This is a genomic window from Fodinicola feengrottensis, from assembly GCF_039530045.1.
GTDB classification, from domain to species: domain Bacteria; phylum Actinomycetota; class Actinomycetes; order Mycobacteriales; family HKI-0501; genus Fodinicola; species Fodinicola feengrottensis.
This window is the reverse complement of the sequence record NZ_BAAANY010000036.1, coordinates 24,766-40,518: the sequence shown is the minus strand read 5'-3', so window position 1 is coordinate 40,518 and position 15,753 is coordinate 24,766. Positions and strand designations below refer to the sequence as shown.

Below are 15,753 nucleotides of genomic sequence, written 5' to 3'. Positions count from 1 at the left end.
GGGGCTCTGGCAGGTAGTACGGAGAGAAGCACCTTCCAGCGCTTGAGGAGACCGATGATGGCGGCGACCACCGCGGTTCCACCGGTGACTGCGGCACCCCAGCGGCCAACCCCGAAGCCGGCTCGGATGGGGTGGTCCACGCCGGTCACGTTGACGGTGTTGGCGCTGGCAGCGGTGGTGCTCAGCCTGCTGACCGGCGCGGTGAACCTGACCGGCGTCCAGAACCGTTCGACGGCGCTGGACCAGCTGACCACCAGCAGCGGCCCGCTGAGTTCGGCCGCGCAGAACCTCTTCCGGGCACTGTCGGACGCGGACGCGACCGCGACCGGCGCGTTCCTGTCCGGCGGGCTGGAGCCGGCGGCTACCCGGCAGCGGTACGAGCTGGACATCGCGCAGGCCAGCCGGGCGCTGGCCACCGCGGTGGCGGCCCGGGATCCGGCCGACCTCGCCAGCCCGGATCATCCGTTGGTCATCCTGTCGACCCAGCTGCCGGTGTACACGGGCCTGGTGGAGACCGCACGGACCGACAACCGGCAGGGCCTGCCGCTCGGCGCCGCCTACCAGCGGGAAGCGTCGAACCTGATGCGTACGCAGCTGCTGCCGGCCGCGCAGCGGCTCTACCAGAGCGAAGCGGCGCAGCTCACCGCCGACCAGGACCAGGCCGGCGCCTGGCCGGTCCTGGAGGTTCTCCTGGGCCTGCTGCTGCTGGCGCTGCTTTATTTCGCCCAGCGCTACCTGCTGAGGCGTACGAACCGGGTCTTCAACGCCGGCCTGCTGGTCGCGACCGGCGCGGCGGCGCTGTCCCTGCTCTGGGTTCTCGGGTCGGCGGTGATCGCCATCGAAACGGTTTCCGCCAGCCGCCATCAGGGATCCGCCCAGGCGGACGCGTTGTCGCAGGTCAGGGTGTCGATTCTGAAAGCTCGGGCGGACGAGACGCTGACCCTGGTGGCCCGCGGGGCTGGGCAGGCGTACGAGTCGGATTACGTGCGGCTGACAAAAACGCTCGCCGACGACCGTGGGCTGCTCGGCTCGGCCCGGACGGCCGCGACCGACGATCGCGTACGGTCCGACCTCGCGGCCGCCATGACCGATGCGGCGACCTGGCTGAAGGTACATAAGAAGATCCGGACCGCGGATGACTCAGGCGACTACACGACCGCGGTCGGGCTGACCATCGGCTCCGGGACGGACAGCGCGGCGACTGCTTTCGACCGGCTGGACGGCGAGCTGGGCGACGCGATCGTACGCACCAGGGGCAGCTTCGGCGCAGAGGTCTCGGACGGCCAGGGCGCGATGAGCGGCGTCGCGGTCGGCGCCAGCCTGCTCGCCCTGATCGCTGCCGCCGGGTCCGCCTATGGCAGCTGGCAACGGCTCAAGGAGTACCGATGAGCACCCGTTCGGGCAGGTTCGCCCTGATAGTGGCCCTCGCGCTGGTGGCGTTGGCCGGCTGTGCCGGCCAACCGCCCATCAACACGCAGGTGAAGGCGACCGTTCCGCTGCCGGGCGGTGCGCAGGTGGTGACCTCGCCGCCGAAGCCGGAGAACACGTCCTGTGGCGACCCGACCGCGAGCCTGCGGCCAGCCAGCTCGCAGCCGGCGCCCGGGCAGATGCCGGCCGGTACAACCATGCAGCGGATCGCACAGCGCGGCAAATTGATCGTTGGCGTCGACCAGAACACGTACAAAGTGGGCTATCGCGATCCCGCTACCGGCACCATCGAGGGCTTCGACATCGACATGGCCCACGATGTCGCGAAGGCGATCTTCGGGGACCCCAACCGCATCCAACTGCGCGCGCTCACCTCCGCACAACGGCTCACGGCGCTGGTCAACGGTGATGTCGACATGGTCGTACGGACGATGTCGATCACCTGCGACCGAGAGCTCCAGGTCGCTTTCTCGTCTGTCTACTACGTGGCCAACCAGCGGGTCCTGGCCAAGAAAAACTCCGGGATCACCTCGATGGCGAGCCTCGCCGGCAAGAAGGTCTGCGCGACCAGTGGGTCGACCTCGTTGCCGGCCATCCTCAACGCCCCCTCCAAGCCGACCGCGGTGGCGGTCACCGACTGGACCGACTGCCTGGTGATGCTGCAGCAGGACCAGGTCGACGCGGTGTCCACCGACGACACGATCCTGGCCGGCATGGCCGCGCAGGACCGCTACACCCAGCTGGTCGGGCCGCCGATCTCGGCCGAGCCGTATGGCATCGCCATCCCGAAGCAGAACACCGACATGGTCCGGTTCGTCAACGGCGTGCTGGACCAGATCCGCTCGAACGGCTCGTGGACCGCGTCGTACGACAAGTGGCTGGCGGGCCTGCTCGGCCCGGCGCCGGCTCCCCCGCAACCCCGCTACCGGGACTGACGGGAGCGAACGGGGATGACGAGACCGGGGATGACCCGTGAGCAGCTGGACCGGGCGCTCAAGGCACAGACGGACGAGAACGCCCGACTGGCCGGCGCGCTGTTGGAGATGGACACCCATCCCGGCCATCAGTTGCTCAAGGATGCCGTCCTGACCGGTGTGACCCTGACCCGCTGGACGCAGGCCAAGCAGGACATGTCGGTGTTGTGGGCGCAGTTCAGCGTCCATCGCCGGCTGGTCGAGCAGGCCCAGCAGGTCCGCGACCGGCGGTCCCGGCCGACGCCGGCCGAGGTTGGCGAGCTGAGCGCGCTGCTCACCGGCCCGGTGGTCGAACTGGACGCGGAGCGGATGCCAATCGACCGGCGTGGCGCGACCGTGCCGGCCGCGGTGACCGACCGGATCAGCCTGCCGGTGCTGCTGGAGCGGATGATCGCCACCTACCGGCAGATCACCCAGCTGCTCACCGCGGTCGATACGGCCTGGTTCCGGATCGCCGCACAACTCGACCCGCTGGAATCGCAGCTGCTCGCCTCCGGGAAGCTCGCGGTGTCTCTCAACGCCAACCGCAACAGGGTTGAGCGGATCGCCACCGAGCTGACCTCCGTCCGCGAGGCCGTGCTGGCCGACCCGCTGGGCACCTCGTTCGACGAGCTGACCAGGCTCGCCGGGGACCTCGCGGCGGTACGAGCCGAGCTGCAGGAGCTGGCGGCCGTACGGGACAGCTTCCAGGCTCGGCTCGACCAGCTGGCCTCGCGGCTGGCGGATCTCGCGACCGCTCAGCAGGTGGCCGCGCAGACCGCCGCGCTGGTACGAGAGAAGATCGCGGACCCCGGGCTGTCACCGTTGCCGGACCAGGCGACCGCTCTTGCGGAGCGGCTCGACGATCTGCGTGCCTCCGGGCATACCGGTCGCTGGCAGCAGCTGGCTGGCACGGCCGCGGAGCTGGAGACGGACTTGCAAGCCGCAGCCGTGGCCGTACGCACTAGTACGAATGCGTACAACGGACTTATGGACCGCAGGGCCGAACTGCGCGGCCGGCTCGACGCGTACCAGGCCAAGGCCCGGCAGGTCGGCTACGCCGAGGACCTGGACCTCACCGCATTGCATCGAACCGCTCACGACCTGCTGTTCACGGCGCCCTGTGACCTGGCGGCGGCCACCGTGGCGGTCAACCGCTACCGGCAGGCGATCACCGAGCGGACCAGCGCTACCTCGCTGTTGACGACCGGTCGGGCGGTAGACGGGAAGGAGTCACCATGACGGCCTGTGTCCAGCCTGGCTGCGACGGCGGCACCCTCGACGAGGACGGCTTCTGCGACAGCTGCGGGCTCGAAGCTGAAGCCATCAGCGCCTCTGCTGTGTCGACCAGAACGGCCGCGACCACGAGCAGTGGTACGGCCGCGTGGACGCCGTCGACCTCGACGGTCTCCACCGTGTCGACCAGCAGCTCGAGCAGCCGGCGGACCAGCGGTCGGACGGCCAGCCGCGGGCTGCTCGGCGCCGGCCTGGTCGAGGTGCCGCGGGTGCCGGCCCGCGACCCGGCGACCGCCGTGATGGCCAACCCGCAGGTGCCGGAGAACAAGCGTTATTGCAGCAAGTGCGGCATCAAGGTGGGGCGCGGCAAGGACGGGAAGCCAGGCCGTGAGGAGGGTTTCTGCCCGGACTGCGGCAACCACTTCTCGTTCACCCCGAAGCTGTCCGCCGGCGACCTGGTCCGCGACCAGTACGAGGTGCTCGGCTGCCTCGCGCACGGCGGGCTCGGCTGGATCTACCTGGCCAGGGACCACGCGGTCGCGGACCGCTGGGTGGTGCTGAAGGGCCTGCTGGACAGCGGTGACGAGGACGCGATGGCGGCCGCGATGGCCGAACGCGGCTTCCTCGCCGAGGTCGAGCACCCGAGCATCGTGCCGATCCACAACTTCGTGAACCACCGGCATCCGGGTGCTGAATCCGAGGTCGGCTACATCGTCATGGAATACATCGGCGGCACGTCGGTGAAGGACCTGATCAAGGCGAACCGGCTGGCCGGCGACCCGAGCGCCTGCCTGCCGCCGGAGCAGGCCATCGCGTACGCGCTGGAGATGCTGCCCGCGCTCGGCTTCCTGCACAGCACGGGTCTGCTTTTCTGCGATTTCAAGCCGGACAACATGATCCAGACCGAGGAGCAGCTGAAACTGATCGACCTCGGCGCGGTCCGGCACGCGGATGACCACAAGTCGGCGATCTACGGCACCGTCGGCTACCAGGCGCCGGAGATCGGCGAGGCATGGCCGTCGGTCTCCTCCGACCTCTACACAGTCGGTCGCAGCCTCGCGGTGATGAGCTTCCCGTTCGACTTCCAGATCGCCTACCGGCACTCCCTGCCGACGCCGGCCGAGGTGCCGCTGCTGGCCGAGTTCGAGTCGTACTATCGCTTCCTGCTGCGCTCAACGGCGAAGGATCCCGCTCGCCGGTTCGGAGACGCCGAACAGATGCGCGAGCAGCTGACCGGGGTGCTACGCGAGGTGCTCGCGACCAAGGACGGCCAGCCGCGGCCCGGCGCCTCGAAGGAGTTCACCCCGGAACGGCTGGCCTTCGGGGTACCCGGCTCGCTCGGCCAGCTGCCGGATCTGACCGAGGTCGCGGCCGTCCTGCCGGTGCCGCTGGCCGACTCCGACGACTCTGGCATCGCGTACTTGGCCACGGTCACCACCACAGACCCGAAAGAGCTGGTCACCCAGCTGTCCACGGCCGAGGTGGAGGGCGTCGAGGTCCGGCTGCGGCTCGCCCGCGCGTATCTGGATCTCGGCGAGACCGGCAGCGCCGCCAAGGTGCTGGACAAGCTGCTGACCATCATCGAGCCGGACGACTGGCGGCTGGACTGGTATCGCGGGCTCGTCGCGCTGGCCAACGGCCTGCCGAAAGACGCGCAGCAGCGCTTCACCGCTGTCTACGACATGTTGCCGGGCGAGGCGGCGCCCAAACTCGCGGTCGCGGTGTCCGCCGCCGCGACCGGGGACGCGCGGACCGCCGAGCGCTACTACCGGATCGTCTGGCGGACGGATCGCTCGTACGTCAGCGCCGCCTTCGGCCTCGCCCGCGCGCTGCTCGCGACCGGCGACCGGATCGAGGCGGTGGACGTGCTGAACTCGGTGCCGCACACCTCCAGCCACTATCTGGTCGCCCAGCTGTCGGCGATCCGCGCTCGTACCGGCACCCCGCGGCCGACCGACCTGACCGAGCCGGACCTGGTCACCGCCGGCACCCAGCTGGCCGCCCTGAAACTGGACGCCGAGCGGACCGCGCAGGCCACCCGCGAGCTGCTGGAAGTCGCGCTCAGTTGGGTGCGTACGCAACCCAACGGCACCGCGAGAGGCGTGATTTTAGGGCACCGGCTGGTCGAGCCGGACCTGCGCGTCGGCCTGGAGAGCTGCTATCGGACGCTGGCTCGCCAGGCCGGCAATCGGACCGACCGGATCGCTCTGGTGGACCTCGCGAACGCGATCCGGCCAAGGACGTGGACGTGATGGCCGCGATGAGCTGCCCGAACTGCGGCCAACCCGTCGAGCCAGCGCAGCGGTTCTGCGAGGAGTGCGGCGAAAGCCAGCTGCTGCGCCGGACCCCGGTCGGCGGCCCAGTCGGCCTCGCCAGCGCCTGCCGGAGCTGCGGCGACGCCTCCTTCGGACCCGATGGCTTCTGCGAGAACTGCGGCCACGGCCGGCCGGCCGGGCGGGACCGGATGGAGTGCGACCTCGGCCCAGTGGCCGGCGTCAGCGACCGGGGCCGACGGCGGGCCCGCAACGAGGACTCGATGGCCTTCGGCGCGGTCGGTCGTACCGGCCAGACCCGGGCCGTGGTCGCGGTGGTGTGCGACGGGGTGGCGTCCTCGGAGCGCGCCGACGAGGCGTCCCAAGCGGCCGTCGATGCCGCCACGGACGTGCTTTTGTTGGCACTTATGGAGAACGACGACTTCAGTCATAGCGACGCGGTGGACGCGACCGGCGACGCGGTGACGGCCACCTTCGAAGCGGTGGACGCGCTTGTACGCGCACACGAGGCGCCCTCGTGCACGTACGTGTCCGCGGTCGTCACCGCGAGCGAGGTGACGGTCGGCTGGCTGGGCGACAGTCGCGCGTACTGGATCGGCGACGACCTGACCGAACAGCAGCTGACGGTCGACGACACCGTCGTATCGCTGCTGGTGGCGGCGGGGGTGAGTGCCGAGCAGGCGATGGCCGACCCGAACGCACACGCGTTGGCGCGCTGGGTGGGCGCCGACGCCGAGGACCGCCAGCCGCAGGTGCGTACGTTCCAGCCGGACGGTCCGGGCGCGGTGGTGCTGTGCAGCGACGGGCTGTGGAACTACCGGCCAGCACTGGACGGGCTGGCGACGGCCGTACGCGCCGGACCCGGCACCGCCGGCACCCGGCCGGCGGCCGAGACCGCGCAGGCGTTGACCGCCCTCGCGCTGGAGTCCGGCGGCCACGACAACGTCACCGTTGTCGTCGTACCAGTCCCCATCACAGACCTTGGGAGTCCACAAGCATGACCGCGCAGTTCCAGCTGGCCGTCTTCCAGAACGAGTACCTGCCCGAAGGCGCCGCCGAGGTCAACGCGATCGTCACGGTCAGCGCGACTGGCGGCGCTGGTGGCCCGTCGACGGCCCAGGCCGGACCGGCGGCCGAAGTGATCATCATGGACTGCTCCGGCTCGATGGAGATGCCCCGCCGGAAGCTGGAGGAGGCCAAACGGGCCACCTCGGTGGCGATCGACACGCTCCGCGACGGGGTCCAGTTCGCGGTGGTCAACGGCATGGACATCGCTCAGATGATCTATCCGCGGCACCCTCGGATGGTGACGGCCGACGACCGTACCCGCGCCGAGGCCAAGAGCGCGCTCGCGGGCGTACGCGCCGACGGCGGCACCGCGATCGGCGAGTGGCTGCTGCTGGCCGATCGACTGTTCGCCGACCAGCCGGCGTCCATCAAGCACGCCATCCTGCTCACCGACGGCCGCAACGAACACGAGGCGCCGCAGAAGCTGGACACGATCCTGCGCCAGGTGGCCGGCAAGTATGTGGTCGACTGCCGCGGGGTCGGCACCGACTGGGAGGTCGCCGAGCTGCGCAAGATCTCCAACCGGATGCTCGGCAGCGTCGACATCATCGCCGAGCCGGCCGGGCTGGCCGCCGACTTCCGGTCGATGACCGCCGCCGCGATGGGCAAGGAGGTCGCCGACGTGGCGCTGCGGCTGTGGACCCCGCAGGGCGCGACCGTGAAGTACGTGAAGCAGGTCGAGCCGTCGCTGCTGGACCTCACCGACCGGCGGGTCGAGTCGGTACCGCGCAGCGGCGACTATCCGACGGCGTCCTGGGGCACCGAAAGCCGCGACTACCACGTCTGCGTCCAGGTCAGTCCGGCCCGGGTCGGCGACCGGATGCTGGCCGGCCGGGTCAGCCTGGTCCTGCCGGACGGCGAGATCCTGGGGAAAGCGCAGGTCATCGCCACCTGGACGGATGACAGCGCGCTGTCCACCCGGATCAACCCGCAGGTCGCGCACTACACCGGGCAGGCCGAGCTGGCGTCCGCGATCCAGGAGGGGCTGGCCGCCCGCAAGGCCGGCGACGTGGAGACCGCCACGGCCAAGCTCGGCCGGGCGGTCGCGCTGGCCACCGAGACCGGCCACGAGGACACCGCCAAGCTGCTCGCGAAGGTGGTCGACATCGATGACCCGGTGACCGGGACCGTACGGCTCAAACGCCAGGTCGAGACGGTCGACGAGATGACACTGGACACCCGCTCGACGGTCACCAAGCGGGTCGGGAAGCCGGGACCCAGCTGATGCCCACCTGCCCGGCTGGCCACCAAAGCGCCGAAGACGACTTCTGTGACGTCTGCGGTCTCGCGATCGTCTCCCCGGACGCCGCCGCCACCGAGGCCATGTCGACCGAGGTCGGGCCCAACGGCCAGCCGTGCCGGTCCTGTGGAGCGCCGCTCGCCGGCCGGTTCTGCGAGGCCTGTGGCGCCGACTCGCTCGCCACTGCTGCGTCACCCGCCACTGCCTCGCCCACTGGTCCCCCACCAACAGTTGCCTCCGCTACCCGTACGGCTCCGCTGCCGATGCCGTTGCCGACCATCGACCTCGCCGTCTCGGCGGCGAGCGAGTGGACCGCGGTGATCAGCGCGGACCGCGCCTACTTCGACGTCGTACAAGCCGCCGAGGGCCCGGACGCCGCCGCGGTGGCCTTCCCGGCGTACTGCCCGGAGCGGTCTTTTCCTTTGCGGAGCAAGGAAATCAGCATCGGCCGGCGGAGCACTTCGCGGGGCATCGCGCCCGACATCGACCTGACTGGCCCACCAGAGGACCCGGGCGTCTCCCGCCTGCACGCCGCCCTACTCGCCCAACCCGGCGGCGGCTGGGCCGTCGTCGATGTCGGCTCGGCGAACGGCACGACCCTCAACGACGACCCCACCGCCCTGTCCCCCAACGTCCCACGCCCAGTCGCCGCCGGAGACCGCATCCACGTCGGCGCCTGGACCACCATCACCCTGCGTACGACCTGACCGCGAGGGGTTACCTGGGATTTTGCGGGGTGAGGCCAGCGGCGTTGAACTGGCCGAGATCCATGGTGCGTGGAACCTTGAAGCCGGTTCCCCTGCAGGCGTTGGAAGACACCGAGCAACGCAGGATGGTGTCATCCGGGTTGGACGGCGGGTTGCCGATCCCCAACACCGTGTCGGAGTCCTCCCAGGCGAAGCTCAGGGTCTGGAACCGGTACGGGACTCGCATCTTGGGCCCCGCGACGAGATGGTCACCCTCGACCGTCGCGGCCCGGATCACGTTGGTCAGCAGGTCGGTGACCACAATCGACTTCCCGCCCGGTGCCACCGAAATGATCGGACCAACGCCTGGGTTGACCTGGAAGTCGCAGCTCTGGCCGGACATCGCGAAGTCACGAGCCGGGTCGACGAACCCAACGCAAACCCGGCCCTTCGGATCCATCGTGTAGCCGAGCAACCGGTCACCGTCAGCGGCGCCCTGCACGATCCCGACCCCGTGCTGGCTCACCTTGCCGTTCCACGGCCCGGCCGCGAAATCCCACAGGCCGACCTGCGGCAGGCCGCTGGGTGGCACGCTTCCGAGCACGACCGAGTCCCGATACCAGCCGAGCACGTGGCTTTCCGGCGGCCCGACCTCCGACTCGGATCGTACGAGCGAAGTGGTGCCGATCAGTTTCCTGGTCCTCACCTGGTAAACCTGCACGAGGTTGCCGGCCGTACCAGCCTGGGTAACAGCCACTCGCTCGCCGTCCGGCGACGCGACCACGCTCAGGTTGGCGGTGTGCGCTCCCTCGACCAGGCTGCTGACCACCCCGGCCGGCGACACCAGCACCGCCGCCACCGAACTGTTGGCGACCCATCCTCCGGCCACCGGCGTGATGACCCAGGCCCCGCCAGTCAGGCCCGACCGCGGCAGCGCGACGGTTTTGCCTCCAGGCAAAGACAACTTGTCCTTTTGGACGCTCACCACCTTGGGCGGTCCGGTCGGCACCGCACCGGTCGCCGGTACGACGGACGAGTGGTCACGGAAAGATCCGAGCCCGACCGCCCCACCGAGCAAACCGGTGACGACGACCACCACGCCGGCGACCATGGCCCAGCGGCGAGTACGGCGTACCCGCTGGCCGCGCCGGACGATCTCCTCGCCGCCGACAGGTGGGCCGTCAACCCGTACACCCTGTTCCCGCATCGTCCTGCGCAACAGTGTTTCCACGTCGTTCGTCATCAGAACACCTCTCCCGCCACCATGACGTCGCCGCTGATGCCCATCAGGGCCCGAAGCCTGGTCAGTCCGCGTGATGCCATGCTTTTCACGCCGCCCACCGAAATGCCCATGGCCGCCGCGGTCTCCCGCTCGGTCAGGTCCTCGTAGTAGCGCAGCACCAGCACCGTGCGTTGTCGCGCTGGCAATGCCTGTAAGTGCCGCCACATCGCGAGCTGGTCCTCGCGGGCACCGATCTGGTCGGCTCCGGGCACTTCCGGCAGCCGGTCCGTCGGTCGCTCCGAGAAGGACCGCAGTCGCCACCACGACGTGGCGGTGTTGGCCAGCACGCGCCGGACGTAGGCGGTGGCGGCCGCCGGATCCCGGAGCTGGCCCCAGCGCAGGTAGGTCTTCGTCAACGCCGTCTGCAGCAGATCCTCGGCTCGGCTCTGGTCTCCTACCAGCAGATACGCGGTCCGCAGCAAGCTCGCCGAACGATCCGAGACGAACGCCACGAAGCCTTGGTCATCGCCGTCCACAGTCATACTCGGGCGCCTTTCCAATGAGGTAAGCACGCCGAGAGGACGCCTCATCCGGACGAGAAGGTTGCTGCCGAAGTATCGTCAGCCCAAACGGGCAGCGCCTATCAGCCCGCAGCGCTTTGCTGGATGACGCTGCCGGTGGAGCCGTCGACGGTGATGGTGTCGCCGGTTTTGATGGCGTGGGTGGCGTCCGGGACGCCGACGACCGCGGGGATCCCGTACTCGCGGGCGACCATCGCGCCATGCGAGTTCGCGCCGCCCATCTCCATCACCAGACCGCCGGCGGTCAGGAATAACGGCGTCCAGCCCGGGTCAGTGGACGGTGCGACCAGGATCTCGCCGGGTTCCAGGTGGGCGCCGGTCGGGTCGAGCACCACCCGCGCGACGCCGGTGACCGTACCGGACGACGCCGGGGTGCCGCCGAGTGCGCCTTCGGGCAGGTCGTCCCGGCTGGTGGTCACCTCCGGCTCGGCGCCATCGGACAGCAGCAGCCGAGGCAGCTTCCGGCGCCGGACCTCCCGCTCGTACGCCTCCCGGCGCTCGGCGACCAGCGGCTGGTACGCCTGCCCGGCGATCGCCTTCTCGACCTCACCGAAATCCAGGAAGAACACGTCGTCGGCGTCGTCCAGCAGCTGCCGCGCCACCAGCTCGCGACCAATCACCGCGAGGTGCTCGCGCGCCATGCCGAGCGCGGTGACCAGCAGGAACTTCGGCGACTCGCGGATGCCGATCAGCTCCCGGGACCGCCGGAGGCCGAACTCAACCAGCCGGGCCCGCAGCCGGCCGTGGCTCCGCGCGTACGCGACCAGCTGCTCGATCGCGTCCTGCGCCTCGACGGCACCGCGGGCGAATTGGGCGTCCGGCGCCAGCCGCTCGTCATCGAGCCGCAGGTAGTTGGCCAGCACGCCAAGAATGTGGGTCGGGTCGTCGGACCAGCGCGGCATGCCCAGATCGATCTCGGCGATCGCCCGCCGGCCGTACTTTTCCAGGAATGCGGCCAGTCCACGCTGGGTCGTGGCCGTGAGCGAGCCAGCCTTGTAGCGCTTCGCGAGGTCAGCCGCCGAGGTGTCCGCCAGCTCGGCGGCTGCCTCCGCGTCCGTGCGGATCCGCGACGCCAGCCGCCAGAGGCTCAGGTCCATCTCGGTGGTCACGTTGTACGGCATCGCACGCAGCACGGCCCGCCGCAGGTCCTGGTCAGCGTCCGGGATCAGCCGGCCGGCGAGCACGTACGCGAGCGTTCCGGCGGCCATCGTCGGCATCACGCTGGGGATGATGCGGGACGTCCGGTTGTTCAGGATCCACTCGGCGGCCCGCAGGTGGCCGGCCGCGTCGGAGGGCTGCCCGACCCCCTCGTGCAGGCTCTTTTCGAGGTTCCGTACGTACTCTCGAGCCGCCGCGGGGCGAGCGAACGCGCGCCCGATCTGCTGAGGCGCGCCGAACCGCACGCCCACGCGTACGACCGCGGAGAGCACCGGCCGCCGCGACTTGTGGATGACCGACAGTCGCGGCTCGTCGAAGAGCGACCGCATGATCGCCGACGAGCGAGCCTCCATCACGTCCAGCATTCGCGGCATGATGTCGCGGCCGATCTTGCTGCGAATGATCGCGGTCGCGTCGACGAACAGCCGCCCGCCGGCCTCTTTCAGGATCGGCGGGCCCTGCCGAGCGTCGGCCACCGGGTGGTGCAGCAGGTCCGCGACGCCTGAACCGAGCAGCCGGAAAGCCGCCAGGCCCATCGGCGTGAACGGGCGGAACATGCCCTGCGCGACGTTGACGTTGAGGTACGCCCGGAGCTCGTCCGGGCTGTCCGGCGCGTCCGTCGGCAGCGGGTAGAGGGTGGTGATCGGCCGCGCCTGGGTCAGCCACAGCCGGCCACCCGGCTCGATCGCCCACTCGATGTCCTGCGGCCGCCCGTAGTGCTTCTCGACCTGGTCACCCAGCGCCGCCAGATCCTCGATCTGGGCGTCGGTCAGGCAGGCGGTCTCCGAACCATCCGGCAGGTTGACCGTCTCCGTACCGCCGTCCGGCAATGATCGGATCAGGGTCCGCTTGTCCCCCAGCCGGCGCTCCTTGATGACACCCGTACGGGTGTCGACGACGAAATGGTCCGGGTTCACCGAACCGGAGACCACCGACTCGCCGAGCCCGGGGCTGGCGTCGAGCACGGCCTCACGTCGGCGCCCGGTGAGTGGGTTCGCGGTCAGCAGCACACCGGCGATCTCCGCGTCCACCATTCGCTGTACGACCACGGCGAGCTGCACCAACCGGTGGTCGATGTCGTTGCTGGACCGGTAGGCGACGGCTCGATCCGTCCACAGCGAGGCCCAGCACCGGCGCACCGCGTCGACCACCGCGTCGGCGCCGATGATGTGCAGGTAGGTGTCCTGTTGGCCGGCGAAACTCGCATACGGCAGGTCTTCGGCGGTGGCCGACGAGCGTACGGCCACCGGCACGTCAGCGCCGAGCTGCCCGTACGCGGCCCGGATCTCCGCTTCGACGTCGTCGGGGACGGGAGTCTCGAGCAGGATTTTCCGTGCATTCGCCGGAAGTTGCGGGTCGTCGTAGTCGAGCTGCCGCGGCGACACTCTCGCGTACGCCTCGGTGGTCACCGTGAAACCGCCCGGCACCGGGAGCCCCGCCTGGGTCATCTCGCCGAGGTTCGCCGCCTTGCCGCCGACCTCCGCCAGCATGGTCGCATCGGTGTCCTTCAACGCCCGTACCAGCGGCTTCGCGGTGCCTGCCGGGTTGCCGATATGCGCCATTTGTGCGGTCATGATGTCCTACGCCTCCCCTGATGGCCGGCCCACAGACTTCCGACCCCGTCTGTCAAGGTACGGGCAAACGAACAATAAATCAACACGTGATGAATTATTGTCAGTCGTCGGCGGTGAGGCGGTAACCGCGTTTGACCACGGTTTGGACGAGGCGCGGGTCGCCGATGGTGGCTCGGAGGCGGGATATCGCGCTGTCGACGGCGTGCGGTTTGTGGCGGCCGCCGGGGAGAGCGCGCAGGAGTTCGGCTCGGCTGACGACGTGTCCGGGTCGGCGGATCAGGACACGAAGGAGGGCGACCGCGGCCGGTGGCATCTCCCTCGGCTCGCCGTCGACCAGCACCGCCCGGCCGCGGACGGCGAGCGTACGGCCGGAAACCGCGAGTTGGGGTGCGCGGGAACACAAGTACGCGCCGAGAGTGCGGATCAGGCTGTCCAGGTGGGGCGCGCTGACCGGTACGTCCCAGCCGATGGCGCGTACGTCCTCGGCCAGCGGTTCCAGGCAGGCGACGACGACCTCGGGTGAGAGCGCGGCGTGGAGTTCGGCGGCGAGGCCGCGCCGGGCGGCTCGATTGGTGAGGCGTTGGGCAGCGCCTGCGCCGGTCAGGACCAGGGCGTCCAGGCGGCGGCAGGTGACGAGATCGAGCAGCCGGTCAGCGGCCACCCGGCCGGGGCCGGCGACGCTGGCCGCGAAGACCTCGGCACCGGCGTCACACAGCGCGGTGACCAGCACCTCGTGATCGGCCTCGGCGGCGACGCCAAGGGCGAAACCAGTCAGCGGTACGGATTCGACCATCGAAAGGCCGACTTACCTTGAGCCGGTGTGCATCTGTCCCGAATTCGACATGTAGTTACCGTGCAACCAACCGGTTGAGCCGCCGTCACCGCGGTGTTTCCGGATCGTGAAAAATACTTCACGTCCGGAAACCCGGTCACAACTGGTGGATGGTGTCCACCCAGGGCCGCACGGTCTCGAAAAGCCGGCAGACGGCCAGCACCAGGTCGTCGGAGTGCCGCGGCCCGACCACCTGCAGGCCAACCGGCAGGCCCTCGCTGGTGAAGCCGGCCGGCACGCTCGCGGCCGGTTGCTGGGTCATGTTGAACGGGTACGTGAAAGGCGTCCAGCTCGGCCACTCCAGATGGTCGCTGTCCGGCGGGACATCGTGGCCGGCGGCGAAGGGCAGGATCGGGATCGTCGGGGTCAACAGCAGGTCGTAGCGCTGGTGGAACTCCCCCATCGCGATGCCCAGCTGCGTACGCACCGCGGTGGCGTTCAGGTAGTCGCCGGCCGACCGCTTCTGCCCGCGCTGCCACAGCGCGGCGAGCCCCGGGTCCAGCACACTCGGGTCTTCCAGCTCGAGCCCGTCCAGCGCGTACGCGGCACCCGTACTCCAGAGCACCTCGAAAGCGTCCGCTGGATCGGCGAACCCGGGATCGACCAGCTCGACCCGCAGGCCAGCGTCGGCGAGCGCCTCGACGGCCTCCCGGACGATCAGGTCGACCTGCGGGTCCACATCGACATAACCCAAGTTCGGGCTGTACGCCACCACCAGGCCGCGCACGTCTCGGCGGACCGCCTCGCGGTACGAACCGGCGGGCGGCGGCGGTGAGGTCGGGTCCCGGTGGTCGGGTTGCGCGAGCACGTCCAGCAGCAATGCCAGGTCGTCGACCGAGACCGCCATCGGGCCGGAGTGCGAGAGCGGCCCGAACGCGCTGGCCGGGTAGACCGGCACCCGGCCATGCGTCGGCTTGAGGCCAGCGATGCCGCAGAAGGACGCCGGGATCCGGATCGACCCGCCGCCGTCCGTACCGACCGACAGCGCGCCCATCCCGGTGGCCACCGCGACCGCGCTGCCGCCACTGGAGCCGCCGGCGGTCAGCTCGCGGTTCCACGGGTTGCGGGTGACGCCGGACAGCGGACTGTCGGTGACGCCCTTCCAGCCCAGCTCGGGCGTGGTGGTCTTGCCCAGCACGACAGCGCCGTGCTCGCGCAACCGGGCGGACACCGGCGCGTCGACGGTCCACTCCTGCTCCGGGTCGATGGCGCGCGATCCCTTGACCGTCGGCATCCCGGCGGTGAGGAACATGTCCTTGATCGACACCGGTACGCCGTCCAGCATCCCGATCGGGTTGCCCTGCTCCCACCGCTGCGCCGACTCCTCGGCGGCCGCCATCGCGCCCTCGGCGTCCACGAGAACGTACGCGTTGAGTTCCCGGTCATATTTCTCGATCCGGTCCAATGCCTGCCGGGTCGCCTCCACTGGCGAGCGTTCGCCGGCCGAGTACGCGGCCACCCACTCGGTCGCGGTCAGCCGGGTCTCATCGGCAGCCATCGAT

General features: G+C 70.0%; 12 protein-coding genes. 7 read left to right on the top strand and 5 right to left on the bottom strand.

All coding sequences use genetic code 11. The annotated features are described in order from the left end of the window. Positions 1-57 precede the first annotated feature (57 nt). From ABD301_RS34310 to ABD301_RS34280, 7 genes are read left to right on the top strand one after another with little or no spacing between them, the layout of a single operon-like run. Positions 58-1,389: a hypothetical protein gene (locus ABD301_RS34310; RefSeq protein ID WP_344314356.1), complete on the top strand. Its 1,332-nt coding sequence runs from the start codon at positions 58-60 to the stop codon at positions 1,387-1,389. Further along, positions 1,386-2,363 carry a glutamate ABC transporter substrate-binding protein gene (locus tag ABD301_RS34305; RefSeq protein ID WP_163567244.1) on the top strand — a complete coding sequence of 326 codons (978 nt, stop codon included), beginning with the start codon at positions 1,386-1,388 and terminating at the stop codon, positions 2,361-2,363. The genes ABD301_RS34310 and ABD301_RS34305 overlap by 4 nt, the downstream gene beginning before the upstream one ends. 30 nt (positions 2,364-2,393) lie before the next feature. After that, entirely contained in the window at positions 2,394-3,623 is a 1,230-nt protein-coding gene (locus tag ABD301_RS34300) for a hypothetical protein (protein ID WP_344314355.1), read from the top strand. After that, on the top strand, positions 3,620-5,869 hold the full coding sequence (locus tag ABD301_RS34295) for a serine/threonine-protein kinase (RefSeq protein ID WP_344314354.1): 2,250 nt from the start codon (positions 3,620-3,622) through the stop codon (positions 5,867-5,869). Before ABD301_RS34300 ends, ABD301_RS34295 begins: the two co-directional genes overlap by 4 nt. Beyond that, the gene (locus ABD301_RS34290) at positions 5,869-6,891 is read left to right on the top strand and encodes a protein phosphatase 2C domain-containing protein (RefSeq protein WP_344314471.1); all 1,023 of its coding nucleotides are present in this window, start codon (positions 5,869-5,871) and stop codon (positions 6,889-6,891) included. The genes ABD301_RS34295 and ABD301_RS34290 overlap by 1 nt, the downstream gene beginning before the upstream one ends. Then, the gene (locus ABD301_RS34285; protein WP_344314353.1) at positions 6,888-8,183 is read left to right on the top strand and encodes a vWA domain-containing protein; all 1,296 of its coding nucleotides are present in this window, start codon (positions 6,888-6,890) and stop codon (positions 8,181-8,183) included. The genes ABD301_RS34290 and ABD301_RS34285 overlap by 4 nt, the downstream gene beginning before the upstream one ends. Further along, entirely contained in the window at positions 8,183-8,905 is a 723-nt protein-coding gene (locus ABD301_RS34280; protein WP_344314352.1) for an FHA domain-containing protein, read from the top strand. Before ABD301_RS34285 ends, ABD301_RS34280 begins: the two co-directional genes overlap by 1 nt. 10 nt (positions 8,906-8,915) lie before the next feature. Here the strand turns inward: ABD301_RS34280 and ABD301_RS34275 are convergent, their stop codons facing one another. The 5 genes from ABD301_RS34275 to ABD301_RS34255 form a co-directional block, all read right to left on the bottom strand. Further along, a complete protein-coding gene (locus ABD301_RS34275; RefSeq protein WP_344314351.1) occupies positions 8,916-10,127 on the bottom strand; it encodes a hypothetical protein in 1,212 nt (403 codons plus the stop codon). Then, positions 10,127-10,648 (bottom strand): SigE family RNA polymerase sigma factor, encoded by a 522-nt coding sequence (locus tag ABD301_RS34270; RefSeq protein WP_163567248.1) that lies wholly within the window; start codon positions 10,646-10,648, stop codon positions 10,127-10,129. The genes ABD301_RS34275 and ABD301_RS34270 overlap by 1 nt, the downstream gene beginning before the upstream one ends. 101 nt (positions 10,649-10,749) lie before the next feature. Further along, a complete protein-coding gene (locus ABD301_RS34265; protein WP_344314349.1) occupies positions 10,750-13,419 on the bottom strand; it encodes a PEP/pyruvate-binding domain-containing protein in 2,670 nt (889 codons plus the stop codon). 100 nt (positions 13,420-13,519) lie between these two features. Continuing rightward, positions 13,520-14,212: a winged helix-turn-helix domain-containing protein gene (locus ABD301_RS34260; RefSeq protein ID WP_344314348.1), complete on the bottom strand. Its 693-nt coding sequence runs from the start codon at positions 14,210-14,212 to the stop codon at positions 13,520-13,522. 136 nt (positions 14,213-14,348) lie between these two features. Continuing rightward, positions 14,349-15,749: an amidase gene (locus tag ABD301_RS34255; protein WP_344314347.1), complete on the bottom strand. Its 1,401-nt coding sequence runs from the start codon at positions 15,747-15,749 to the stop codon at positions 14,349-14,351. Positions 15,750-15,753 lie beyond the last annotated feature (4 nt).